This window comes from Helicobacter sp. 13S00401-1 (assembly GCF_002272925.1).
Lineage (GTDB): Bacteria > Campylobacterota > Campylobacteria > Campylobacterales > Helicobacteraceae > Helicobacter_I.
On record NZ_MLAR01000007.1, the window covers coordinates 49,474 to 72,195 of the forward strand.

Consider the following 22,722-nt stretch of genomic DNA (forward strand, 5'->3'; position numbering starts at 1 on the left):
GTGATGCGTGTACTATAGAATCTTTTTTATTCAAAAAAAAGTGGTCTTAACTAAATAGTAGCCTTTAAGTATATAAGACTACTACAGATACAAGCTTTAACTACAAAACTACTCTCTATCTAGTGCTAGATTAACACTAAATTTTACATTGTTGTTCATTATCGCATAGCTTTTCATGCCAAAGTCTTTTTTTACATTAACTTCACCTGTTAGGATAAGCGTAGCCTTAGTATCAGTTTTTGTAATACTAGATTCCAAAGTGATATTTTTCTCTACTCCATGCATGCTTAAAACCCCTTTTACTAAACCCTTGCCATCTTTAAGTGCTTCAAAGCTAGTCATTTTAAAGGTGATATAAGGATACTTTGTGCTATCAAATAAGCTTTCTCCCCTTATGTGTTCATCTCTTGTCTCATCTTTAGAGTTTACAGAGTTAACTACCACTTTCCCTTCTAGCTTAGCTAGTCCTTTATCATTAAGATCTACTACTCCATCAAAATCTTTAAAGACGCCTTTTACAGGCACCACAAATATCTTACTTCCTTGAAAAGAGACTTTTGAGTTAGCCTTATCTATTTTGTAAGCACTCATATTGCCAGCTGCGAGCAAAGCCCCACCATATAACATAACTAGCACTAAAAATGTGCTTTTTAGCATTTTGTTCATTTTTGTCCCTTTGTGATTAGATGATGGTAGATTTTTGTTAGTAAGTCTGATAAAAGTTTTCGCTCCTCCTCATCTAAAAAGGCTAGCAACTATCTTTAGTTTCTAACATCTCTTTATAAAGCTCTTTAGTTAGCTTTTTGCCTTCTGGCATTATGAGTATTAGATTCTTTTTTTTATTATTTGAATTTTTCTGACGTTTTAAAAGTGACTTTGCTTCTAAGGCATCTATCATATTAAGAGTTATGTTTTTATCCACTTTAGTTATCTTTGATATCTTGGTTTGAGAGTATTCCTTTTGGCTAATAACCACTAAGATTCCATACTCTCTTGCAGGTATGCCATACTTTAATGAGTGGACTTCAAACTTTTTTATGATCTCGTTTAGATAACTTTTCTATCTTAGCACAGTTAGTAAATGCAAGATAAAAAGCATATCTAGTAAATAACAAGTTTAATAAAAACGCTATCTTTAGGCTAAGACTGGGAGTTAAGATGATAGAGGCTTTATTTTTAGGTTTTAGGCTAGATTTATAGAATCTTGTAGATTTAAAGCGATCTCATAATGTTTTTAAAATAAATAAGATAACAAGGAGAGTATCTAGGCTTATCTTTACAAAAATAGCTTTTGTAAAGTGCCTGTTATTAAAGATATTAAGGATGCTAAAAAGTGGGCTTAAAGCCCTTTCTTTTTAGTGGCAGCCACAGCCTCCACCACCGCCACCACAGCATCCACCTTCTTCATGTCCGCCACCACTACCACATCCACAAGCTTCACCTTTTAGTTCAGCTTCTGTTGGTGGTCTTGTGCCTAATACTTCAACTTGGAAGTCTAAAGTTTTGCCAGCTAGTGGGTGATTATAGTCTATGATAACTATGTCGTCATTGAAGTCATTAACTATTACTTGCACAGTTTGTCCATCTTCAGACTGACCAAAAAGACTCATACCGCGTTCTAGTTCTATATCTTCAAACTGAGCTCTTGGTACTTCTTGTAATAGTTGAGAGTTTCTTTCTCCATAAGCATCTTGAGGAAGGGCTTTAAAGTTTAGTTTATCACCTACATTTTTACCTAGCACCTCTCTTTCTAGAGCACTTATAACTTGCCCTTCACCTAATAGAAATTCTAGAGGTTTGCCATCTAGGTTGGAATCTATAATCTCATTTGTGTCTGCATCTTTTACTGTATATAGGATGGATACTACTTGTTTTTCTTTAACTGTGTTCATGTGTTTTCCTTTATAAGATTATCTTTTCAGATCTTTTGCTTTTTTACCTTGCTCACTGTTTGGATACATGAGTACTAAAGTATTTAAAAATTTACCATAATTTGCGTTATCTTTTAAGTATCTATAAGACCAAGCAGTATGCCAAAGTAAGATAGGCATATAACTTGCCTTGTCGTCAAGAGTGACACTAGACTTAAAATAAGAGAGGGCGTTAGTGTATGATTTCTGCGCGTAGGCTATCTCACCTAGGTAAAAGTTAGCCTCCGCTACATGATAGTTTTTTTCTATAAGACGCTCAAAAAGTTTAGTTGCAGAATCTAGATTCTTTTTTCTAAAAAAAGATTTGGCCTGTCTTAGCACATCAGCATTACTCATGCTAGACAAAACTTCATCTCCTAGGCTTGATTGCGTAGTTTCTGTCTTATCTTCAGTGACTTTTTTAATAGGCGCATTGATCTGATTTTGCAAGCTTATGGCATTACTTTGCAAAGCCTTTGCTTGAGTGCTTAGGGCTTGAAGCTGGGCAAGTATGTCATTGTTTGCTTTTAGTAACACTTCTGAAAGAGTATCTATCTTTTTATCTAAGTCTTTTATACGCTGGGAGTTTTCATCTATCTGAGTTTTTAAAGAGTTTATAGTAGTACTTTGAGCACTTTGAGCCTTGTAGTAAGAGTTCATAGTGTTTTCCATAGTGGCTATCTTAGCACTTTGTTCTTTTAAAGCTAGAGAATCTTGCCTGCTAGTTACACTAAAGCCTTCATATAGACTTTTTAACCCATCAACACCTTGTTCAAGATTTTGTATCCTAGATTGAAAGTCACCTATAACAAATTGAGTCTTTTCTGAACTGCTTTGAAGTTCTTTCATCTCCTGCTTTGTTGCCCCACTTTGTATCTCAAAGGCTGAAGGCTCTAAAGCATATAAATGGCTAGCAAAAAATAGACCAGTAAAGATAGCAATAGAGCCTTTTAATAAGGGTTTTTTAAGCAAAAAACCCTTAACGCCAATACTTTTACCACCTAGTCTGCTTTTATGTCTGGCCTTCAAAGCAGTTTTTATCAACATAAAACCTATTTGTTATTTACTACTAGGTCAGCTCTTCTATTTTCTTGATAGCAAGCTCTTGTAGATTCTGTGCACACAGGTTTACTTTCGCCAAAACTTATAGTAGACAGCATACTTGCGTCTATGCCTTGTAGTATAAGTGCATTTTTAACAGCATCAGCTCTTTTTAATCCAAGTGCATAGTTATACTCATCTGTACCAAATTCATCAGTATTACCTTGAATAAGGACAGATTTGATATTGTTGTTTTTAATAAAGTTAGCATCATCTATGATCTTTTGACGCATATCATCAGAGATGTTATATTTGTCAAAGGCAAAGTGTATAGATTGAAAGGCTTTGATACCATTATCTGCTTGATTTGTAACAGGTTGGCTTTGAGTTGTTGGTGCAGTAGCCTCTGCTGCTGGAGTTTGCTCAGCAGGAGTAGGTTGTGCAACAGTACTAGTGCTACTAGCATCACCACTATTAGCTCCTATGCTTTCACCTTTAGAAGCACATCCCACTAAAAATAATATACCAAATGCAAGAATTGCTAATTTTAAACGACTCATTCTACTTCCTTTGAAAATAATGTCTAATTATACTTTATGTTACCAGTCAAAAGATTGGATTTTAGTAAACTTTAAAGGAAAAATAAAGCTTTTGTTAATAGAAAGTCTAATAATCCCCAAACCACTTTCTTGTGGAGTCTGCTTTAAATACATGACAGCATCGCCGTCTTTTGAGAATTTTGGCATTTGATTTGTTCCACTTTTACTCAGTCTTCTTATATAGTCACTTTGGGTGGATGCAAGATATAGGTTAAATACATTTAAACCAGTATCTTCATCACTTTCCCTACTTGAGTAGACTATGTTATTTTTATAAGTTGAAAGCGAGCTGTTATTTTTACCATGATACACCAGTTGGGTTACAGGTGCATTAGGAGAAAGACCTTTAATGAAAATGTTTGGATAGCCTAGCCTATCTGAAACAAAGGCAAAAGACTTGTCATTATTTATAAAGCTTCCATTTACATCTATGCCTGTATAGCTAGTTAGTCTAGTTAGTTTTTTGTCATCTAGATTATAAAGGTAGATATCACTAAGTCCATTTGGTGCTAGGCTTAAAAGTAGCTTTTTGCCATCACTACTTACATCTGAGACTATGGCCATGCCATTGCTAGAAAGCACATCTTCATCCTTGCCAGTATATATGTTGTAAAGCCTGATATCTGCCTTATTGCCTATTTTTGTATAGTAAAAAGAGTCTTTAGAGCTATTTGCCCATTTTGGAAAGATGTTTAGTCCATCTTTAATTAGTACTTTCTGATAAGTTAAGGTGTAGTCAGAGATAGATATCTCGCTCTTTCCGCTACCTGTATATCTTGAAAATACTACATAACCTGTCATCCATTTTATAGAATCTGCCCCTATTTGTACGTTTATATCATTAGCCATGTTGTGAGATATAAAAGGAAAGAGATCAACTGTTGGCTCTTCATAGGATTTTTCTAATAAGGGTGTTTCTAAGTCAGAGCTTGTATCATAAAGTGTAAGTGTAGCTTTTATAGTTCCAAAGCTTCGGCTAACTGATACATCTGCTAAAAGCCCTATATCTTTTAGCTTTAAGTTATTTAGATAAGTTGAATTTAGCGTGTTGCTTCCAGCATTCTCAAAGCTTATATTATTAAAGTGACCACTAACTTTTAAGTCAGTTAGTAGCATCTCTATAATTCTTTGACTTAGCGAAGATTTATCTGCAGCCATGACTTGTATGTTAGGTAGCTTATCGATATTTTTTATGATATCAATGGTTGGGTCTCCGATCTCTCCTTCATTTAAAGCAGTATTTGGCTGCTGAGCAGTAGTGCTAGTAGGGGCATTGGTAGCAGAAGTAGATTGCGCGGTACTTGATGTAGTAGTGTTAATCGCTATACTTCCTGGGATACTTAAAGCATCTATTGCTAAAGAATCCATTGCAGGTTTAGCCAGCAAGAGACCTAGCGTTAAAAGTATTAAAGTTATTAGCTTCATTGATACCTCTTTATTGGTTGTTTATTTGGGTTACAAAGTTTATGATTATCTCTACTCGACCATTTATTGGTTTTGGGAATTGTACACTTTGCAAGCTTTGCAAAAAGTTAATGGTTTTAGTATTAAACTCATCACTATTTGATTTAGATTCTAAATACATATATCTAAAGTGACCTTCACTATCTATAGACACCCTGGCACTAAGCTTTGCTTGCTCATAAAAGTTAGAGTTCCATTTTGAATAGATAATATTTTGTACTTCTGCATACCACTTATCATAGATTCCCTTTTGGTCTGGTGCTATGCTTGCACTTTTGTCTACTTTTAGCTTTAAAGATAAACTATCTTTTACTTTTTGACTTAAATTTGAACTAGTTGCAGATACATTTTTTATAGTTTCTTGTAAGGCAAGATTGTGCTGCTGAAGCATTTCAAGTTCTTTTTGTTGTTGTCTTCTTCTGGTTTCAAGTTCTTCTTCTGCTTTTAGACGCTGCAGTGCTTGCTGTTTTTTAAGCTCTTCTTGCTTTTTTATGTTGTCTTGCTTAAGTTTTTTTTGTAAATCTAAGTTTGGAATATTTGCAAACATATCACTTAGGTTTATAGAAGGTTTTGGTGGAGTTGGCAAAGCTATATTTTTATCTTCAGGAGCAGCATGTGTTTTAGGTAGCGCACTTTGTGGCATCAGAGAGCTGACATCTATGCTTTTTTGTTTTAACTCTGCAACTGGCATATTGCTAAAAACATCAACTTCTGACTTATCAGAGTAGTGTTTTAGCTTTTGTGCTTTATAAAAGTTAAGGCTTGCTATAACTAAAAGAAATACTATTAGTATATAAATTATGATGGAGCTTATAGCACTTATTAAGCATAATTTTGGATTTGTGATATTTTTTCTATCAAAAAGTGTGTTTTTGATAGAAGAGGTACTAGAAGGATGTGGTGATAATAAGCTTAGATCTATATCTTTATCCATTTTACTTTGCCTTAAATCCTCTGCCATTAGTCACTTGTGACTAAGGCTACCTTGCTAAAGCCAGTATCTTTTAAAACTTTTAGTAAAAAGACTACATCACCATAGGCTATAGACTTATCTGCTCTTATATAAACTTGCTTAGTTTTGTCATAGTTTTGCGACTTTAATGCTAGATTATCTGGAAAAGATAAGAAGTTATAAGTATCTTTTCCTATGTATATTTTTTTATTTTTATCCATTCTAACAACTAGCATATCAGTATCATTTGCTTTTTGCGTTTTAGAGCCATGGGGTAGATTTATGCTTTCTTTATAAACTATACTAGGAGTTGTAACCATTAATATAGCTAGTAAAACTAGCATGATATCAACTAGAGGTGTGATGTTTAACTCTGGCTTTTCATCCCATTCAAATAAATCATCTTGCATAATGTACTAACTATCTCTTATTGATGTTTAAAGATATATCAGCTTGTGCTTGAAGCAAAACAGAAAGTTCCAAAAGTTTACGTTTTAAGATTAGATAAAAAGAGTAAGCAGGTATGGCAGCTAGGATTCCACAAGCAGTAGCAACTAACGCTTTTGATATAACTGGTGCTATGACATCAAAGGTTGCATTACCACTAACACCTAGCTTTGAAAAAGCATCAAGTATCTCAACTACAGTTCCAAAAAGACCTATAAAAGGTGCTGTAGAGCTTACTACACTTAAGAAAGTAAATCCAGCACTAGAAGACTTTAGAATCTGATTTTTCCACACACTTAACATCTCTTTAGAAAGTATGGTGTCATTTTTAAGATTATTAAAAACAGCACTTTTTGGCGAAAATATAGTGCCAGTTAGTAACATTTCTAGAGAAATATTTTCTCTTTCTTTAATGTTTCTTAGTAGAAACCATTTATATATAAAAAGCCAAAACGTGGCTATGAAGTAGATAGAAAGCCAGACTATTACCAAAATAGTTATTATGCTACTAGTAGCAAAAAAGTTTACAATTGATTCCATTTATTTAGAAGCCATCTCAAGTTTGTGCATAGCGTTTGCTATTAATAATTTATCACTAGTTGCAGATTCTAACAAAGCTTTCGCATCATTTAAAAACTCAGATATTTTTGAGTTTTCTTTACTTTTTAAGCACACAGCACTATCAATTAATGCATTCACATGGTTATCTGCTATCTCCACATATCCCCAGTTAATAGCAACTAGTTCAGTGCTACCATCAAGGTGTTCTATTTCTACTATGCCAGTAGTTAGTAAGGCTAGTAGGGCAGAGTGCCCTTTTAGTACACCAAACTCTCCTTCTTTGCCAGGCATATACACATGCTTAACAGGTCCGTTAAACATCTCACCATATGGGGTAACCAGCACTAATGTCAAATCATCCATTGCTTAACCTTTCTCTATTTTGAAGGGTTTTTCATAGCTTCAGCTTTTTGCAAAACCTCTTTAATATTCCCAACCATGTAAAAAGCATTTTCTGGAATGCTATCATACTTGCCATCTAGGATTCCCCTAAAGCCTTCTAAAGTCTCATTAAGTGGTACATACTTACCAGGTGTGCCTGTGAAAACTTCTGCCACAAAGAAAGGCTGTGATAGAAACTTTTCTATCTTTCTTGCACGCTCAACCGTTACTTTATCTTCTTCACTTAGTTCATCCATACCCAAAAGGGCTATGATATCTTGAAGGTCTTTGTATTTTTGAAGTAGTTGTTGAACCCCAGTTGCTATGTTGTAGTGTTCTTCGCCTATAACACGCGGATCTAGAATCCTAGATGATGAATCTAAAGGATCCACAGCTGGATATATACCTTTTTCAGCTATCTTTCTATCTAAAACTGTTGTTGCATCAAGGTGAGAAAAAACTGAAGCAGGTGCTGGGTCAGTTAAGTCATCCGCTGGTACATATACAGCTTGAACTGAAGTAATAGAGCCTTTTTTGGTTGATGTAATTCTCTCTTGAAGTTTTCCCATCTCGCTAGCAAGAGTTGGCTGATAACCAACAGCAGATGGTATCCTTCCAAGTAGGGCTGACATTTCAGAACCGCTTTGTGCGTATCTAAAGATATTATCTATAAACATTAGCACATCTAATCCCATCTCATCCCTAAAGTACTCTGCCATAGTAAGACCAGTAAATGCTATCCTATTTCTTGCACCTGGTGGTTCATTCATCTGACCATAGCACAGTGCAACTTTGTCTAAAACTCCACCTTCTTTCATCTCATGATAAAGGTCATTTCCCTCTCTAGTACGTTCTCCAACACCGGCAAATACTGAGTAACCACTGTGTTTATAAGCAACGTTGTGGATTAGCTCCATGATAACAACTGTTTTTCCAACTCCAGCACCGCCAAATAGCCCAACTTTTCCACCTTTTGAATACGGAGCTAGTAAGTCAACTACTTTAATGCCAGTTTCAAACATCTCTGTTTTAGTACTTTGGTCTTCAAATGAAGGGGCACTTCTATGTATAGGCCACTTTATTTTAGCTTCTACGGGTGCTCCATGATCTACTACTTCTCCTATAACATTAAAAATCCTACCTAAGACTTCTTCTCCTACAGGAACTTCTATCATGCAACCTCTAGCCCTTACTTCTTGACCACGTGTTAGACCCTCTGTCATATCCATGGCTATAGTTCTTACGACGTCATCACCTAAGTGGGCAGCTACTTCTAAAACTAGCTTTTTTTCTATCCCATCTACATTAAAAGTAATGTCTAAAGCTTCATTGATGTTTGGTAGATATCCTTGGAATTCAACATCCACCACCGGACCCATAATTTGTGTTATCTTTCCTATTTTTCCCATATTTATCCTTTATTTCATTGCTTCCACGCCAGCATTTATTTCTACTAGCTCTGTTGTTATAGTTTCTTGTCTTGCTTTGTTATAAGAGACAGTTAAAGACTTTACTAAGTCAGTTGCATTATTAGTAGCAGCATCCATTGCCTGCATCCTAGCACTATGTTCTGCTGCCAAAGAATCTATTAATGCATAGTACATGTTATATTCTATATACTTTGTTGCAAGTTGATCTAAAACTAAATTTTCTTCATCTTCTGGTTCGATGTTTAATACTTCATACTCAGCATTTTCTATCTTGACAGCATTAATATGAGCCGCAAATGGAAGTATCTTTGAAACTTTTAACTCTTGAGAGATAAGACTTTTAAAGCCATTATAAACTATAGTTACTTCATCTGTTTTTTCTTCAAGGTACTCATTTATAATATCTGTTATAAACTCCCTTGCCTTATCATAGTTTGGAGCAGAGCTTAAGTCGCTTATACTTGTGACAAGCGGTATCTGATTAAAGTGAAAAAAAGATCCGCCTTTTTTACCTATGCAGTGAAGTCTAACTTTTACATTATGCTTTTCATATTCGTCTTTTAATTTTAAGACTTCTTTGATAGTCATGCTATTAAAACCACCACATAGACCCTTATCTGCAGTTATGAAGATGATATCTGCTGAAGTTATATTAGACTTTCTAGTAGCGTCAAAAAACTTACTATCTATATGATCAAGACCACTATGTTTCATACGCCTCATCATATCCATGAAAACTTCATTTAACCTATCTGCAAAGACTTTAGATCTAAGGGCGAGATCTTGAGCTCTTCTTAGCTTTGAAGTTGAAACTAACTTCATAGCCCTTGTTGTTTTTTTAGTGTTGTTAACACTAGCAATCTTTTTTCTTATGTCTTTTAATCCATCTGCCATAGCTATGCCTTATTAAAAGTTGCTGTTAAATTCTTGTAGTGCGGCATCCAGCTGAGTTTCCACATCTTTATCTAAAACTTTTTTCTCTCTTATGCTTTTTAGTATGTTTGGATAGCTAGCTTCTAGGAATGCATATAATTCACCTTCATAAGTAACTATCTTTTGAGTAGGTATGGAATCTAAAAATCCTCTAGTACCTGCATAAATTATCACAACTTGGTTTTCTAAAGGCACTGGTGAATAAGGCCCTTGCTTTAAAACCTCCACCATCTTTTGACCTCTTTCAAGCTGCTTTCTACTTGCTTCATCTAAGTCAGAGGCAAACTGTGCAAAGGACTGAAGCTCTCTAAATTGTGCTAGATCAAGTCTTAAAGTACCAGCAACTTGTTTTATAGCCTTAGTCTGTGCAGCACCACCAACACGAGAAACTGATAACCCTACGTTAATGGCGGGTCTTATACCAGAGAAGAAAAGATCTGTTTCTAGGAATATCTGACCATCTGTAATAGATATAACGTTAGTTGGGATATAAGCAGAAACATCTCCTGCTTGGGTTTCTATAATAGGTAGGGCAGTTAGAGATCCACCACCTAATTCATCACTTAACTTAGCTGCTCTTTCTAGTAATCTAGAGTGTATGTAGAATACATCCCCTGGATAAGCTTCTCTACCTGGAGGTCTTCTTAGGATAAGACTCATCTCTCTATAAGCTATGGCGTGTTTTGTGAGGTCATCATAGATTATCAAAGCGTGTCTTTTGTTATCTCTAAAATACTCTCCTATAGTAGCACCAGTATAAGGGGCAAGATATTGCATGGCAGCAGAGCTAGAAGCTGGTGCATCAACTATTATCGTGTAGTCCATAGCACCGTGTTCTTCTAACTTTCTTGCTACTTGTGTTACTGTACTTTCTTTTTGACCTATAGCTACATAGATACAGATAACATCTTGACCTTTTTGGTTGATTATAGAATCTATTGCAACAGTAGTTTTACCTGTTTGTCTATCACCTATGATTAGCTCTCTTTGCCCTCTGCCTATTGGCACTAGTGCATCTATAGCTTTTATACCTGTTTGAAGTGGTTCGTTTACACTTTTTCTATCCATGATCCCTGGTGCTTTTTGCTCTATAAATCTATACTCAGCAGCTTCTATACTACCTTTACCATCTATTGGCTCACCTATGGTGTTTATGACCCTTCCTATAACAGCATCACCAACTGGAATCTTCATAAGCTTATCTAGTCTTTTAACAGAGGTACCTTCTTTTATGCCCTTACCATCACCTAAGATAACAACACCAACACTGCCTTCTTCAAGGTTTGATGCTAGTCCTTTTTCACCGGTATCAAACTCTACCATTTCATAAGACATAACATCGTTTAATCCATATACCTTGGCAACGCCATCAGCATAACTTATAACTTTACCAGTCTGACTTATGTCGATTTGTAAGTCAAAGCTTTCTATCCTCTCTTTTATGATAGAGCTGATTTCTTCTGGCTTGAGTTTTGTTGTTACCATAACTTTTCCTTTGAGTTTAATTTATCTAATTTGGGTTAAATTGCTTTTAAAATGTAGTTTTGCAGTTCTTGAACAAAACGCTCTTTTGAAAAGGCTATCTCCACACCTAAATCAACCACGCTTAGTCTTATGCTTTCTACTGGCTCTACTGACTGAGATAGATTAAGGGTTATATTAAGCCTTTTTTCTACATTTGACTTAAGGCTTTCTAGTACGCTTCCACTTACTTCTTTGTTTACATGTAAAACTCCATCATAGAGTTTATTTTTAGAATCTATAAAGTGTTTTAGCTCTACTACTAAAAATGGTATAAGCTCTAGGCGGTTGTTAGTTGTCAAAAGTACTAGTAGATTTTCTAACTTATCATTTCTAGAGCTTGCAAGAGAAAGCACTAGCTTTATCTTCTCTTCTTTTAAGACGGCATGTGAATGTATGATAGTACAGAACTTTTCAAGCTCAAAAGCACCAGCAACTTCTTTAAGTTTAAGGTACATATCTCTTAACTCTTCCTCACTGCAGCTAGCAACTATGGCTTTTGCATACTTTCTTGCGACTACATTTAACTGCATTAAGCAACCTTCCTATCTAAGATGTTGAGATAATCAGCTATATCTAAATCCATCTCTTTACTACTAAAGGCTTCTTGTAATATCTCTGTGATAATTGCTTTTTCAAAAGCTTTATATTCAAAGTCTTCAGCTTCTTCATTAGCCTTTGCAAGATGGGCTATTTGCTCTCTAGCCTTAGCATTTATATGCTCTGCCATCACTTGGACTTCTTTTCTTGTAGTAGCAACTATATCTTCAGCATGAACTTTTGCTTCTTGAAGTTTTATTTGAGCTTTTTTAAGCTTTTCTTTAGAGATTTCACTTTGTTTTTGTGCATCATCTAACTGCTTTAATATGCCTTCTGATCTCTCTTTTAGTACTACTTTAAATTTATCTGCTACCAAAAACCATAACAAGATGATAAATAATATAAAGTTCATAAGCCTAGGAGTTATATCAGTGTGTGAGACTACCATAGGATGATCAGCAGCAAATATAAAAGCGGAACTAAAAAATGCAAAGATTACAGTGAGTTTAAGCATTAAGTCCTCCCCCTATACGTTTCTAATTTTTTTACTTAACATAGAATCTAAGTCTAGTAAGTGTTCTTTTATCTTAGCTTTTAGTAAAGGCTTTTGCTCGCGTAAGTTAGCTTTAAAAGCATCTAATTTTGCCTTATTTTCTTGTAAAGCTTTTTCTATAGAGTCATTAGCAGCGTCTTTTGCTTTTTTAGTTTCTGATTCTATAAGCATGTGGGCTTCATGCTTAGCTTTTTGAAGTATATCTTGTGTTTCTCTCTCAAGTGCAGTGATCTCATCTTGATTACTATGAGCGTCTATTAAATCTTGTCTTATGTGTTCATCTCTTTTGTCCATGAAGCCTATCATAGGCTTGAAAACAAACTTGTTCATTAGATACATAGTTATTAAAAATACTACGAAGACAAGTATCATGACGTATATATTAGGTTCTATCTGCATTGGCACCCTTATGTTTTTAGATGTGTTAAGATGACTGGGCTACATTCTAGCAAATTTTACTTAATATTAGCCTGAATGATGTCTAACAACCTTGATATATCTTCATCGCTTAAAAGCTTGATATTTATAGAATCTTTTTTCAAGCCGGCCTTAAAGCCTAGAGATTTTAAGGTGCTTAGTAGATTTTGTAAATTAGGGTTATGATTGAAGGATACTTTTCCATTTAAGTTTTTTTCTTTAAAAAGTTTATCTTTACTTAACTTCTTTCCCTCTTCATCCTTAAAATTTTCTTCATCTTCATTGTGATTAGTTTGTATCCAAAACTCTCCACTTTTTAGTTCTCTTGCTAGGTTTTCTGTTTCTTTTACGCTTAAGTTCTCATCAACTATCTTTTTTACTATAAAGTTTTCATCATCTTCGCTTAGACCAACTATAACTTTTGCGTGGGCTTGAGTTAGCTTTCCTTGTAGTATGTAATCTTGTGTAGCCTTACTTAAGTCTAAGATTCTAAGAGTATTTGTTATTTGCGTGCGTGACTTTTTTATCTTTTGTGCAAGTTTTTCATGAGTGAAGCCATATTCATCTATTAAAGATTTATAGCTAGTTGCTAGCTCTAGTGGGTTAAGATTCTCTCTTTGTATATTTTCTATTAGGGCTAGTTCCCTTAAAGACTCTTCTTTTACATCCTCTAAAACTATAGCTTTAATACTTTCTAGGCCTAAAAGTTTAGAAGCCCTAAGACGTCTTTCCCCAGCTATTAACACATAGCCTTTTTCATCTTTATAAACTAAGACTGGTTGGAGTAAACCATGCTCTTTTATAGAAGAAGCAAGTTCATGTAATCTATCATCATTAAAACTAACTCGTGGCTGTTTTGGATTAGGCCTTATTAGATTTATATCTAAATCAAAGGGCTTTAAGCTTTCAGTTACTTCTTTATAAAACTCCTCTGCATCTCCTAAGATATCGCCTAGTCCGCGCCCCAAAGCTATCTTTTTTGCCATCACGCTTGTACGGCCTTAGTTGACTTGTTATATAAGCTTAATATCGCGTGTGCAAGGTTTGTATAAGCTACATTACCTGCTGACTTACTATCATACATAGATATAGGCTTTCCAAAGCTTGGGGCTTCAGCTAGTTTTATATTTCTAGGGATAGATATCTTTGCTCCTTTAGCATCTATGAAAAATTTTCCTGAGAAGTGATTACACAAGTCTTCATATATGCTTTTTGATAAGTTGTTAGTGCTTGAGAACATAGTTGGTAAAAAGCCCATTATCCTAAGATGAGGATTTACGTTGCTATTTTTTAAAAGCTTTACTGTGTTAAGCAACTGTGATAATCCTTCTAATGCAAAGTACTCACACTGCACTGGCACTATTACAGAATCTGCGCTACTTAGGGCATTTATAGTTAGAGGTCCAAGGGCTGGAGGAGAGTCAATGATGATAAAATCAAAATTCTTTCTAATCTCTTGTATGCACCCTTTTAGTATGTACTCTCTTTGGTTTTTCTTTTTTCCATAAAAGTCTTGTTCTATAGTTACTAAGTGTAGGCTTGAAGGAGCTAACTTTAAGTTTGGTATATCTGTGTCAAGTAAGATTTTTTCTAAACTAGTATTACCAAGTAGCACGTGTAATATATTGTGTTCTATGTTGTTTACTTTAAACCCTAGGCTAGTTGTTGCATTAGTTTGAGGATCAAAGTCTATAAGCAAAACCTTTTTGTTGGCATTAGCCAAACTTGCTGCTAGATTAACTGCTGTAGTTGTTTTCCCTACTCCACCTTTTTGGTTTGCTACTGCTATAACTTCTGCCATAATCTACCTCATGCTGTAATAAATGTCTTGTCCGATTTTGATAGAGCCATCGTCTAAAAGTATGCTATCTTTTAAGGATAACACTTCATTTTTAGAGTGAGCATTGAAGGCTCTATTTCTTGAAAATTCTAGCTTATACTTGCTGAAAATATCCTTCCATGAGTTCTTTTCTTCTAAGAAAACTAGCTTGTTGCTTTTAGATTCTATATCAAAGCTAGTGGGGGCATCTTTAGATAAAAGAGTTTCAATCAAGCTAGTATCTTTAAGTCCAACTTCTTTTAAAAGCCCTATAACTAAGTTTATAGAATCTTTTTTTGAAAGCCCTAGCCCTTCAAAGCTTGCATCTTTTATATTAAGCCCTAGCCCTATGACTAAAAACTCTGAGGTCTTTTGGCTTATAAGGCCACCAACTTTTTTGTCTCCTAGATAGAAGTCATTAGGCCACTTTAGCCATACGTCTTTATTAAACCTTAAAACTGCCCTAAGTAGCAAGCGCCCCATATATATAGAAAAAGATGAAGTTGGTATGCTAGGGTCAAGATGTTTTAGTTTTGTACAAAAGCTAAAGTAGATTCCATTTTGTACATTTTGCCAAGCATTACCTCTAGAGCCTATGCCATTAGTTTGATTAAAGCTTAGATAAAAGGCTCTTTTTTTTATAGTGCCAGTTTTGATGTCTTCTAGTAGTTTTACTTGCGTTGAAGGAATGCTTGAAAAGTATCTAATGCGCATAGTTTTTCCTCTAAGTTCTAGTTTGCTTTAAGTTTAAGCAGTAAGGCGTGAAGTTTAGTAAGTACGCTATCCCAGTGATTAAGCCTAGTTTGAGTTAGCTGATAAAAGTTATCTTTATACCAGATATTAGTTTGGTTTTCTTTTCCATCTTTAAAAGCACCAAATCGCCAGTCATGTCTTTTGTAAAGTAGGGCAATAGTTGGCTTTTTAAGCGTAGCACTTAGATGAAGCAAGGCTGAATCTATACTAACTATGCAATCAAGCTTATCTAAAAGGTAGGCACTTTGACTGAAGTCTTTTATAAAAGGAGAAAGATCAGTGACTTTAAACTCACTAGCTAGAGTATCTTTTAAACCTTCATACTGAAGGCTAAAGTAAGAGAAATCTTCACTTTGAGGAAGGCTTTGTAAAAGTGTAGTAGGGTAGAGAGACTTTTCTTTTGCATTTTGAAAATTTGGATTAGATGCAAAATTAAGCCCTACTTTAAAACTTTTAGAATCTAACATAGCCTTAGTTTTAGAATCTAGATTGCTAGGCTTACTTATATAAAGCTTTTTAGCTAGAAAGTCTAAAGGCTTTGAAACATCTAGTTCATTTTTAGCACATAAAAAAGCTAGACTTGGCAGAGGAAGACATATATCAAAGTGCTTTAATTTTACTTCCTCATTAGTGACATTAAAGGCAAGATTTTTAAAAAGGCTAGTTAGTTCTAAAGGCACAAGTATTTGCAAAGTTTTACACTTAAAAGATTCTATAAATCTAGCAAACATGATGCTATCTCCAAACCCTTGTTCATGATATAAAACTACATCTTTATCTTTTAAAAACTCTTTTAGCCTAGCACTAGAAGTTGCTATCTCGCTAGGAAGTATATTTTTATAAAATTTTCTTTTTATATCTAAGAGTTTGGAATCTAAAAGAGAAGATCTTTCTTCATAGAGTAAAAAGCCTTCTTCTAGTTTGTTTAAGCTTAAAAGTAGATAGGCTAGATTTATCTTACATCTTACATCCTGGCTTAAAGAGATGGCTTTTTGATACCAAGTAAGTGCATTTTTAAAGTCTAGGCTGTAGCGTAAAAAGTTAGCATAGTTAAAGCAAAAGTTAAAGTCAGTCTTTGCTACTTCTTTTAACTCATCATATAAAAGGCTAGCTTCTTTAAGCATATCTAGATTTACATACATATAAGCTAGGTTGATACCAGATTCTATATGCCCTTTTTCATAGGCTAGTTTGTAGTAGTGCAGGGCTTCTTTTGAACCTATAGCTTGTTGTTTGTTTGCTAGATTAAAAAGGGCATTAGTATCATTAGGATTAAGTTTTACTACTTTTATGTAGTGTTTGATTGAAAGTTCATAGTCTTGTAAGTCCGCATAGCACTTTGCTATATTAAAGTGTAAGTTGGCATCTTCTAGTGGTAAAAAGGAGTTTAAAAGAGCAAGTGCTTTTAAAGCAAGACCATCTCTCCTATAAAGTTCTCCTAAGCTTATACCAAAGTCTATAAATCTAGAATCTGTTTTATCTAACATAACTAAAACATGCTCTAAATAGCTTATAGCTTTAGCTCTTAACCCTAACTCCTCGCAAGCAAAAGCACAAAGACTCCAAGCTTCTATATTATCTTTGTTGTTAGCTAGGATTTCTAAGCAGTAGCTTAGACAGTCTTTGAATTTATTTTCATTAAAAGCCGCCTTTGCTAGGGATAGATAACTTTCTTCCATAGTTAACCTTACTAGATATATTTTTGTATAAATACTATAAAGCTTTAAAAACTTAAGATTTTATTAAAGTTAAATAAGTAAAAAGATAATATATTTTTTACTTATAGTTAAAATGCACATAAAGATTCCACTTTTTTATAAATAGCTAGCTAAGACCTATACTACTTTCAAACAAGCCTACTTTTTTGTATATATTTTAATACCAAAGGATAAAGAATATGAAGTAAGTTTTATTTTTTAGTTTTTAGAAGTAAGGCTATAGTGTAGATAGTAAGCTAGGATTAATTTTAAAACAAACACATAGCTATTTCATGAAAGAAAAGTTTTTTGCTACGCATCTATCTTTTTATAGTGTTAGTTTTCATATTTCATGATAGAAAGTCACTATTTGCATTATGGATTCCTTAAATATAAAGGTATTTTTATAAACGAATGGCTAAGATATAAGAACTGCAAATCACAAACATTAGAAGGATTAAATAATGAAAAAAAAGTTTTCACACATTATAGCCGCTGGCATAGGTGCTTTGTTTATACTAGCAGGTTGTGCATCTAAAGTGGGTGATATGCCTGTTAGTAAGAATGCCCCTTCTTGGGTTTATCAAACTCCAGCAGGCCTTGCAGCAGTAGATAGTGCTCCTATTGGCAATAACTTTTCAGCTGCCATGGATATAGCAACCATCAAAGCTAGAAACCAGATAGCTCAAACCATAGCTCAAAAGATAGAGACAAAAACTAAGACTTTAAGAAATCAAGATGGCCTAGGCAACACAGATGAACAAACTGTGACAGCTATGAGAACAACTGTAGCTGCTAATCTTGGTGGGGCTAAAAGAACTAACTTTTATGTAGATAAAGATACTAATACAGTTTGGGTTTTAGTAGAAGTTCAAAAACTTGATACTGCCTTACTTAACAAAAACCTCCAGCAAGCTAAGCTTGTAGATGCAAATGCTGCAAAAGCGGTCTCTGAAGCAGTAGATGAGATAATAGATGGCAAAACTAGTCCCCAAACATCAGCACCAGCTGCTACAGTAGCTCCTGCTACAAACTAGTCTAATCTAGTTCATATAAAAAGCCTAGTTGCTAAGCTAGGCTTTTTGCAATACTTAAGCACTCAAAAAGTTAAATAACACAACAAAAGCTTTTATATGCATTTACCTTTAAAGGAGAAAACATGCCAAATACAGTATCACGTAAATTAATTTACAATCCAGATTCCAAAGAAACAGTCAACGATAGAAAGATTTTCGGTGGGAATCCAACAGCCATGTTTGAGCTAACTCAGATTAAATATCAATGGGCTTATGACCTATGGAAAAAAATGCTTGCTAATACTTGGTTTCCAGAAGAAGTTAATATGAATGTTGATAAGCGCGACTATAACGATGGCCTAACACCTCAAGAAAAGATAGGCTATGATAGAGCCTTAGCCCAGCTTATATTTATGGATAGCTTACAAACTAATAACTTAATAGATAATATTAATCCTTTCATGACTAGTCCAGAAATAAACCTAGCTATAGTTAGACAAGCCTACGAAGAAGCTCTTCACTCTCAAAGCTATGCAGTTATGGTTGAATCTATCTCAGCTAACACTACTGAGATATATGAGATGTGGCGAACTGATATGGAGTTAAAGCACAAAAATGACGCTATAGCTGAAGTTTATACAAAACTAGCTAGCAACCCTACAGAAACTAATCTTGTAAAAGCTATGTTTGCAAACCAGATTCTAGAAGGTATATATTTTTATAGTGGATTTTGTTACTTTTATACCCTAGCAAGAAGTGGGAAAATGCTAGGTAGTGCGCAAATGATACGCTTCATACAAAGAGATGAGATAACCCACCTTTTAATCTTTCAAAATCTTATAAATAGCCTAAAAAAAGAGCGTCCTGATCTTTTTACTAATGAGCTAAAAGATGATGTCTATGACATGTTTCAAAAGGCAGTTAACTTAGAATCTGAATGGGGAGAGTACATAACCCAGGGGCAGATTTTAGGCCTTACTTCAGAGCTTATAAGAGAGTATATAGAGTATCTTGCTGATAAGCGTTTAAGTGCAGTAGGTTTTAAAAAAATGTATAATAGGCCTAATAATCCACTAAAATGGGTTGATGACTTTTCTAGTTTTAATGACCAAAGAAGTAACTTTTTTGAAGCTAGAGTTACTAACTATGCAAAAGGGAGCATAAGTTTTGACGACTTTTAAAACACTAAACTCTTTACAGCTTGAAACTACAAGAGATTTTCAAGCAAACCTAGAGCTTTTAGAGTACAAACTAAGACTTTGTGAAGAAGGAAGCATCAACCTAGTAAGTGAGGTGTTTCTAACAGGGTTTAGTTATGAGCACATGGAGGAGGCTAGTAGCTTTAGTGTGCATGCTAAAAAAGCCTTACTTGAGATATCTAAGCTAAAAACTATCTTAATAACTTTGATAGAAAAGATAGATGGTGAGTGCTTTAATGTTTTAAATGTATTTCATAAAGGAAAGATAATCTACACTCAAAAAAAAGCTAAGCTTTTTTGCTTAGGTAAAGAGCATATCTACTTTAAAAGTGGAAGTGTAGAGGATATTAAATTCTTCAAGATAGATAATATAGTTTGTGCAAGCCTTATCTGTTTTGAACTACGCTTTATAGAACTTTGGCAAAGACTTAGAGGGGCTGAGATAATCTTTGTGCCTGCACTTTGGGGCAAGGATAGAAAAACTCAGTTTGAAAGCCTTTGTAGAGGCCTTGCTATAGCCAATCAGTGCTTTGTAGTCTCAAGTCTTAGTGGTAATAAAAATGTAGCACAAGGAAGTTCTATAATCACTCCTTTTGGCCTAGTATTTAAAAATGATGATAAAGATATAGTTACTTCCACCATAGACTTAAGTGAGTGCCAAAAGATGAGAAATCATATAGATGTTGGCCTAAGTCAAGTTAACTTAAAAGATTTATAAAAAAATGTATAAGCTACAAAATGAGTTAATGTTTAAAGACTTTAGTGGTGAAGGGAGCAACTTTCATCCTGAAGTTTTAAGTGCTATAAAAAATGTTAATAGAGAAGTTTTTATACCAGATGCCTTGAAACATAAAGCTTTTAGCGTGGATGCTTTACCTTTAGGTAGTGAGCAGTGGATAAGCTCTCCTTTAACAGTGGCTAAGATGAGTAACTACTTAATGGGCTATGATGTAAAAGATGCACTTTCTAAACCTGATAATGTTTTAGAAGTTGGGCTTGGAAGCGGATATCAAGCCTGTGTTTTAAGTAAGCTTATAAGGCGAGTTTTTAGTATAGAAAGGATAGAGACTTTATATAATGAGGCACGCACTAGGATAGCTAGACTTAATATTATGAATGTAAATGTTAGATTAGGCGATGGGAATCTAGGCTGGAGTAACTTTGCTCCCTTTGATAGAATCTTGCTTTCTGCTTGTGCTACTAAAATACCACCTGTTTTATTTTCTCAGCTTGCTGAAGGTGGTATATTAGTAGCTCCTTTGCAAAAAGGAAATAAGCAAGTTATATCTAGATTTATAAAAAAAGATTCCATATTAAAAGAAGAGGAGCTAGAAGCTTGTGAGTTTGTGCCACTTTTAAGTGGTGTTGCAAAGTCTTTCTAGGCTAGTGTTGTTATGAATAAGATTCTAGAAGTAAAAGATTTAAGCTTTAAATATGGAAGTGAATACATATTTCAAGATGTTTCTTTTAACATACAAGAAAAGGAGTTCTTAGGCATAATAGGGCCAAATGGAGGAGGTAAAAGTACCTTAGCCAAACTCATGCTTGGGCTTTTAAAGCCTTATAATGGAAGCTTGAAATGGAATATAGAAGGAAAGATAGGTTACGTGGCACAAAACACTAACATTAATCTAGATTTTCCTATATCAGTTAGTAAAGTAGTTGAGATGGGCTTTTTAAGAAGTTCCTTTTTTGGAGTAAGGTTTAATAAAACTCAAAAAGAGTGTGTAGAAAAGATACTAAAAGATCTAAAACTTTATGATTTACGAAACGAAAAGATAGGCTTTTTAAGTGGTGGTCAAAGGCAAAAAGTTTTTATAGCAAGGGCCTTAGTTTCTAAGCCTAAAGTGCTAATCTTAGATGAGCCAACCTCTAATATAGACGCTGTGGCACAAGTTGAGATTTATAAATTGTTAAAAGAAATTAATAATACACATACTATAATAGTCATCAGTCATGACATCTCAATAACTCTTGAATACGCAACTAGGATATTGCATGTTAATAGGGGCGTACTCAGTCATGAAGTTTCACGAGACATTTTAAAACATGGGCAAGTATTATGTGAAGTTGACATGTTTGAAAAAAATCTAAGGATTAATTAAGGATGGATTATGAATAGTTTTGATGTAGTCATTGTAGGCGGCGGTGTTAGTGGAGCTAGCACTTTTTACACTTTAAGTGAGTATTCAGACTTAGGAAGTATAGCTATAGTAGAAAAAGAAGCAAAACTTGCAAATATAAGCTCAAGTGCTAAAGCAAACTCTCAAACTATACACGATGGATCCATAGAAACCAACTATAAAGTAGAAAAAGCTAGAGTTGTAAAACTAGCTGCAGATAAGGTTAAAAACTTTGCTTTAAGAGAGAACTTACAAAACAAAGTTATATTTAAAAATCAAAAGATGGCTATAGGTGTTGGTGATAGCGAGTGCCAGTTTATACAAGATAGACATTTTCCTTTTGAAGAAGTCTTTCCAGGACTTAAGCTTTTTACTAAAGAAGACATCAAGAGGCTAGAGCCTAAGGTTATAGAGGGCAAAGATGGTAAAGATAGACCAGAAAATGTAATGGCAAGTGGCTATGAAGAAGCATGGTGTGCTATGAACTATGAGCTTTTAACCCACCACTTCGCACAAAAAGGTAAAGAAAAAAATCCTAAAAATGAGATTTTTTTAAACTTTAAAGTAAAAGAGATTAAAGAAGTATCAGATGGCTATAAGATAACAGCACATAATGGAGAGTGTTTACACGCGAAATTTGTACTAGTAAATGCTGGTAGTTACGCTCTTCCTATAGCACAAAGTATGGGCTATGGTAATGAGTATGGTTGTTTGCCAGTGGCTGGAAGTTTTTATTTTGTGCCAGATTTATTAAGAGGAAAAGTTTATGGTGTACAAAACCCTAAACTTCCTTTTGCTGCCTTACATGGAGACCCAGATGTCGCAATACATGGAAAAACAAGGATAGGGCCAACAGCACTTGCCATGCCTAAGCTTGAAAGAGGAAAACATCTTTTTAGCAAGATAGGTTGGGAGCTTTTAGAGCTTGATCTTAACAAAGAAGCGATAGCTATCATGTTTGACTTACTAAAAGATCAAGAGATAAGAGACTACGTTTTTAGAAATATGGCTTTTGAGCTACCTTTTGCAGGTATAAGGATGTTTTTAAAAGATGCCCAAAAGATTATCCCAACTCTAAAGCTTCGCGATCTAACTTATGCAAAAGGTTTTGGAGAAGTTAGACCTCAAGTACTTGATAGAAAAAAGATGAAACTAGAACTTGGTGAGAAAAAGATAAAAAGTGGCAAAGGTATAACATTTAACATGACACCTTCACCAGGTGCTACTTCATGTTTGCAAAATGCCTTTGTAGACTCTCAAGAGATAACTAGCTACTTAAATAAGAACTTTGATAAGGTTAGATTCTTAGAAGAGCTTAATCCTATAGAGTTAGAATCTAAATAATTTTTTGCTTAGTGTAGATTCT

26 protein-coding genes are annotated in these 22,722 nt (G+C 34.4%); 6 read left to right on the top strand and 20 right to left on the bottom strand.

Going from position 1 to position 22,722, the window contains the following annotated elements; genetic code table 11:
* Nucleotides 1-108 precede the first annotated feature (108 nt).
* From BKH43_RS05080 to BKH43_RS05175, 20 genes are all read right to left on the bottom strand, one after another.
* Nucleotides 109-666, bottom strand: a complete 558-nt coding sequence (locus BKH43_RS05080; RefSeq protein WP_095229245.1) for a YceI family protein — start codon at nucleotides 664-666, stop codon at nucleotides 109-111.
* Nucleotides 667-748: 82 nt separating this feature from the next.
* Nucleotides 749-1,042: a MarR family transcriptional regulator gene (locus BKH43_RS05085; RefSeq protein WP_143429033.1), complete on the bottom strand. Its 294-nt coding sequence runs from the start codon at nucleotides 1,040-1,042 to the stop codon at nucleotides 749-751.
* A gap of 313 nt (nucleotides 1,043-1,355) precedes the next feature.
* Entirely contained in the window at nucleotides 1,356-1,892 is a 537-nt protein-coding gene (locus BKH43_RS05090) for a peptidylprolyl isomerase (protein WP_095229251.1), read from the bottom strand.
* A gap of 18 nt (nucleotides 1,893-1,910) precedes the next feature.
* On the bottom strand, nucleotides 1,911-2,957 hold the full coding sequence (locus BKH43_RS05095) for a tetratricopeptide repeat protein (protein ID WP_095229253.1): 1,047 nt from the start codon (nucleotides 2,955-2,957) through the stop codon (nucleotides 1,911-1,913).
* 5 nt (nucleotides 2,958-2,962) lie between these two features.
* Nucleotides 2,963-3,511: an OmpA family protein gene (locus tag BKH43_RS05100; RefSeq protein WP_095229255.1), complete on the bottom strand. Its 549-nt coding sequence runs from the start codon at nucleotides 3,509-3,511 to the stop codon at nucleotides 2,963-2,965.
* Between the two features lie 39 nt (nucleotides 3,512-3,550).
* A complete protein-coding gene (gene tolB, locus BKH43_RS05105; RefSeq protein ID WP_095229257.1) occupies nucleotides 3,551-4,975 on the bottom strand; it encodes a Tol-Pal system protein TolB in 1,425 nt (474 codons plus the stop codon).
* 10 nt (nucleotides 4,976-4,985) lie between these two features.
* Complete coding sequence (locus tag BKH43_RS05110) at nucleotides 4,986-5,948, bottom strand: TonB C-terminal domain-containing protein (protein WP_172402320.1); 963 nt, start codon at nucleotides 5,946-5,948, stop codon at nucleotides 4,986-4,988.
* Between the two features lie 26 nt (nucleotides 5,949-5,974).
* Nucleotides 5,975-6,376, bottom strand: a complete 402-nt coding sequence (locus tag BKH43_RS05115) for a biopolymer transporter ExbD (protein ID WP_095229261.1) — start codon at nucleotides 6,374-6,376, stop codon at nucleotides 5,975-5,977.
* A 10-nt stretch (nucleotides 6,377-6,386) separates the two neighbouring features.
* Nucleotides 6,387-6,953: a MotA/TolQ/ExbB proton channel family protein gene (locus BKH43_RS05120; RefSeq protein ID WP_095229264.1), complete on the bottom strand. Its 567-nt coding sequence runs from the start codon at nucleotides 6,951-6,953 to the stop codon at nucleotides 6,387-6,389.
* On the bottom strand, nucleotides 6,954-7,337 hold the full coding sequence (gene atpC, locus BKH43_RS05125; protein WP_095229266.1) for an ATP synthase F1 subunit epsilon: 384 nt from the start codon (nucleotides 7,335-7,337) through the stop codon (nucleotides 6,954-6,956). It abuts the gene before it with no gap.
* Between the two features lie 14 nt (nucleotides 7,338-7,351).
* A complete protein-coding gene (gene atpD, locus BKH43_RS05130) occupies nucleotides 7,352-8,764 on the bottom strand; it encodes a F0F1 ATP synthase subunit beta (protein WP_095229268.1) in 1,413 nt (470 codons plus the stop codon).
* A 9-nt stretch (nucleotides 8,765-8,773) separates the two neighbouring features.
* Nucleotides 8,774-9,679 (bottom strand): ATP synthase F1 subunit gamma, encoded by a 906-nt coding sequence (gene atpG / locus BKH43_RS05135; RefSeq protein ID WP_095229270.1) that lies wholly within the window; start codon nucleotides 9,677-9,679, stop codon nucleotides 8,774-8,776.
* Between the two features lie 12 nt (nucleotides 9,680-9,691).
* A complete protein-coding gene (gene atpA / locus BKH43_RS05140; RefSeq protein ID WP_095229272.1) occupies nucleotides 9,692-11,203 on the bottom strand; it encodes a F0F1 ATP synthase subunit alpha in 1,512 nt (503 codons plus the stop codon).
* A gap of 35 nt (nucleotides 11,204-11,238) precedes the next feature.
* Entirely contained in the window at nucleotides 11,239-11,772 is a 534-nt protein-coding gene (locus BKH43_RS05145; protein ID WP_095229275.1) for a F0F1 ATP synthase subunit delta, read from the bottom strand.
* Complete coding sequence (locus BKH43_RS05150; protein ID WP_095229277.1) at nucleotides 11,772-12,293, bottom strand: hypothetical protein; 522 nt, start codon at nucleotides 12,291-12,293, stop codon at nucleotides 11,772-11,774. Before BKH43_RS05150 ends, BKH43_RS05145 begins: the two co-directional genes overlap by 1 nt.
* Nucleotides 12,294-12,305: 12 nt before the next feature.
* Nucleotides 12,306-12,731: a hypothetical protein gene (locus BKH43_RS05155; RefSeq protein ID WP_095229280.1), complete on the bottom strand. Its 426-nt coding sequence runs from the start codon at nucleotides 12,729-12,731 to the stop codon at nucleotides 12,306-12,308.
* Between the two features lie 56 nt (nucleotides 12,732-12,787).
* Complete coding sequence (locus tag BKH43_RS05160; RefSeq protein ID WP_095229282.1) at nucleotides 12,788-13,735, bottom strand: ParB/RepB/Spo0J family partition protein; 948 nt, start codon at nucleotides 13,733-13,735, stop codon at nucleotides 12,788-12,790.
* The gene (locus BKH43_RS05165; RefSeq protein ID WP_095229284.1) at nucleotides 13,735-14,550 is read right to left on the bottom strand and encodes an AAA family ATPase; all 816 of its coding nucleotides are present in this window, start codon (nucleotides 14,548-14,550) and stop codon (nucleotides 13,735-13,737) included. Before BKH43_RS05165 ends, BKH43_RS05160 begins: the two co-directional genes overlap by 1 nt.
* Before the next feature lie 3 nt (nucleotides 14,551-14,553).
* Nucleotides 14,554-15,282 carry a biotin--[acetyl-CoA-carboxylase] ligase gene (locus BKH43_RS05170; protein ID WP_095229286.1) on the bottom strand — a complete coding sequence of 243 codons (729 nt, stop codon included), beginning with the start codon at nucleotides 15,280-15,282 and terminating at the stop codon, nucleotides 14,554-14,556.
* Between the two features lie 17 nt (nucleotides 15,283-15,299).
* On the bottom strand, nucleotides 15,300-17,000 hold the full coding sequence (locus BKH43_RS05175; RefSeq protein WP_095229288.1) for a tetratricopeptide repeat protein: 1,701 nt from the start codon (nucleotides 16,998-17,000) through the stop codon (nucleotides 15,300-15,302).
* 482 nt (nucleotides 17,001-17,482) lie between these two features.
* On the opposite strand from BKH43_RS05175, the gene BKH43_RS05180 reads away from it, so the two are divergent.
* The 6 genes from BKH43_RS05180 (at nucleotide 17,483) to BKH43_RS05205 (ending at nucleotide 22,700) form a co-directional block, all read left to right on the top strand.
* The gene (locus BKH43_RS05180) at nucleotides 17,483-18,055 is read left to right on the top strand and encodes a hypothetical protein (protein ID WP_095229290.1); all 573 of its coding nucleotides are present in this window, start codon (nucleotides 17,483-17,485) and stop codon (nucleotides 18,053-18,055) included.
* 122 nt (nucleotides 18,056-18,177) lie between these two features.
* Complete coding sequence (locus BKH43_RS05185) at nucleotides 18,178-19,215, top strand: ribonucleotide-diphosphate reductase subunit beta (RefSeq protein WP_095229292.1); 1,038 nt, start codon at nucleotides 18,178-18,180, stop codon at nucleotides 19,213-19,215.
* A complete protein-coding gene (locus BKH43_RS05190; RefSeq protein ID WP_095229294.1) occupies nucleotides 19,202-19,951 on the top strand; it encodes a carbon-nitrogen hydrolase family protein in 750 nt (249 codons plus the stop codon). Before BKH43_RS05185 ends, BKH43_RS05190 begins: the two co-directional genes overlap by 14 nt.
* A gap of 4 nt (nucleotides 19,952-19,955) precedes the next feature.
* On the top strand, nucleotides 19,956-20,615 hold the full coding sequence (locus tag BKH43_RS05195) for a protein-L-isoaspartate(D-aspartate) O-methyltransferase (RefSeq protein WP_095229296.1): 660 nt from the start codon (nucleotides 19,956-19,958) through the stop codon (nucleotides 20,613-20,615).
* A 12-nt stretch (nucleotides 20,616-20,627) separates the two neighbouring features.
* On the top strand, nucleotides 20,628-21,338 hold the full coding sequence (locus BKH43_RS05200) for an ABC transporter ATP-binding protein (RefSeq protein WP_095229298.1): 711 nt from the start codon (nucleotides 20,628-20,630) through the stop codon (nucleotides 21,336-21,338).
* Between the two features lie 6 nt (nucleotides 21,339-21,344).
* A complete protein-coding gene (locus tag BKH43_RS05205) occupies nucleotides 21,345-22,700 on the top strand; it encodes an FAD-dependent oxidoreductase (protein WP_172402321.1) in 1,356 nt (451 codons plus the stop codon).
* Nucleotides 22,701-22,722: the final 22 nt, after the last annotated feature.

Bases quoted from the DNA above. Each gene is read 5' to 3' on its own strand.
- BKH43_RS05185 (WP_095229292.1), top strand. From the start codon at position 18,178: ATGCCAAATACAGTATCACGTAAATTAATTTACAATCCAGATTCCAAA.
- BKH43_RS05170 (WP_095229286.1), bottom strand. From the start codon at position 15,282: ATGCGCATTAGATACTTTTCAAGCATTCCTTCAACGCAAGTAAAACTA.
- atpC (WP_095229266.1), bottom strand. From the start codon at position 7,337: ATGGATGATTTGACATTAGTGCTGGTTACCCCATATGGTGAGATGTTT.
- atpA (WP_095229272.1), bottom strand. From the start codon at position 11,203: ATGGTAACAACAAAACTCAAGCCAGAAGAAATCAGCTCTATCATAAAA.
- tolB (WP_095229257.1), bottom strand. From the start codon at position 4,975: ATGAAGCTAATAACTTTAATACTTTTAACGCTAGGTCTCTTGCTGGCT.
- BKH43_RS05195 (WP_095229296.1), top strand. From the start codon at position 19,956: ATGTATAAGCTACAAAATGAGTTAATGTTTAAAGACTTTAGTGGTGAA.
- atpG (WP_095229270.1), bottom strand. From the start codon at position 9,679: ATGGCAGATGGATTAAAAGACATAAGAAAAAAGATTGCTAGTGTTAAC.
- BKH43_RS05150 (WP_095229277.1), bottom strand. From the start codon at position 12,293: ATGCTTAAACTCACTGTAATCTTTGCATTTTTTAGTTCCGCTTTTATA.
- BKH43_RS05165 (WP_095229284.1), bottom strand. From the start codon at position 14,550: ATGGCAGAAGTTATAGCAGTAGCAAACCAAAAAGGTGGAGTAGGGAAA.
- BKH43_RS05120 (WP_095229264.1), bottom strand. From the start codon at position 6,953: ATGGAATCAATTGTAAACTTTTTTGCTACTAGTAGCATAATAACTATT.
- BKH43_RS05110 (WP_172402320.1), bottom strand. From the start codon at position 5,948: ATGGATAAAGATATAGATCTAAGCTTATTATCACCACATCCTTCTAGT.
- BKH43_RS05155 (WP_095229280.1), bottom strand. From the start codon at position 12,731: ATGCAGATAGAACCTAATATATACGTCATGATACTTGTCTTCGTAGTA.
- BKH43_RS05160 (WP_095229282.1), bottom strand. From the start codon at position 13,735: ATGGCAAAAAAGATAGCTTTGGGGCGCGGACTAGGCGATATCTTAGGA.
- atpD (WP_095229268.1), bottom strand. From the start codon at position 8,764: ATGGGAAAAATAGGAAAGATAACACAAATTATGGGTCCGGTGGTGGAT.
- BKH43_RS05180 (WP_095229290.1), top strand. From the start codon at position 17,483: ATGAAAAAAAAGTTTTCACACATTATAGCCGCTGGCATAGGTGCTTTG.
- BKH43_RS05080 (WP_095229245.1), bottom strand. From the start codon at position 666: ATGAACAAAATGCTAAAAAGCACATTTTTAGTGCTAGTTATGTTATAT.
- BKH43_RS05100 (WP_095229255.1), bottom strand. From the start codon at position 3,511: ATGAGTCGTTTAAAATTAGCAATTCTTGCATTTGGTATATTATTTTTA.
- BKH43_RS05175 (WP_095229288.1), bottom strand. From the start codon at position 17,000: ATGGAAGAAAGTTATCTATCCCTAGCAAAGGCGGCTTTTAATGAAAAT.
- BKH43_RS05095 (WP_095229253.1), bottom strand. From the start codon at position 2,957: ATGTTGATAAAAACTGCTTTGAAGGCCAGACATAAAAGCAGACTAGGT.
- BKH43_RS05145 (WP_095229275.1), bottom strand. From the start codon at position 11,772: ATGCAGTTAAATGTAGTCGCAAGAAAGTATGCAAAAGCCATAGTTGCT.
- BKH43_RS05115 (WP_095229261.1), bottom strand. From the start codon at position 6,376: ATGCAAGATGATTTATTTGAATGGGATGAAAAGCCAGAGTTAAACATC.
- BKH43_RS05200 (WP_095229298.1), top strand. From the start codon at position 20,628: ATGAATAAGATTCTAGAAGTAAAAGATTTAAGCTTTAAATATGGAAGT.
- BKH43_RS05090 (WP_095229251.1), bottom strand. From the start codon at position 1,892: ATGAACACAGTTAAAGAAAAACAAGTAGTATCCATCCTATATACAGTA.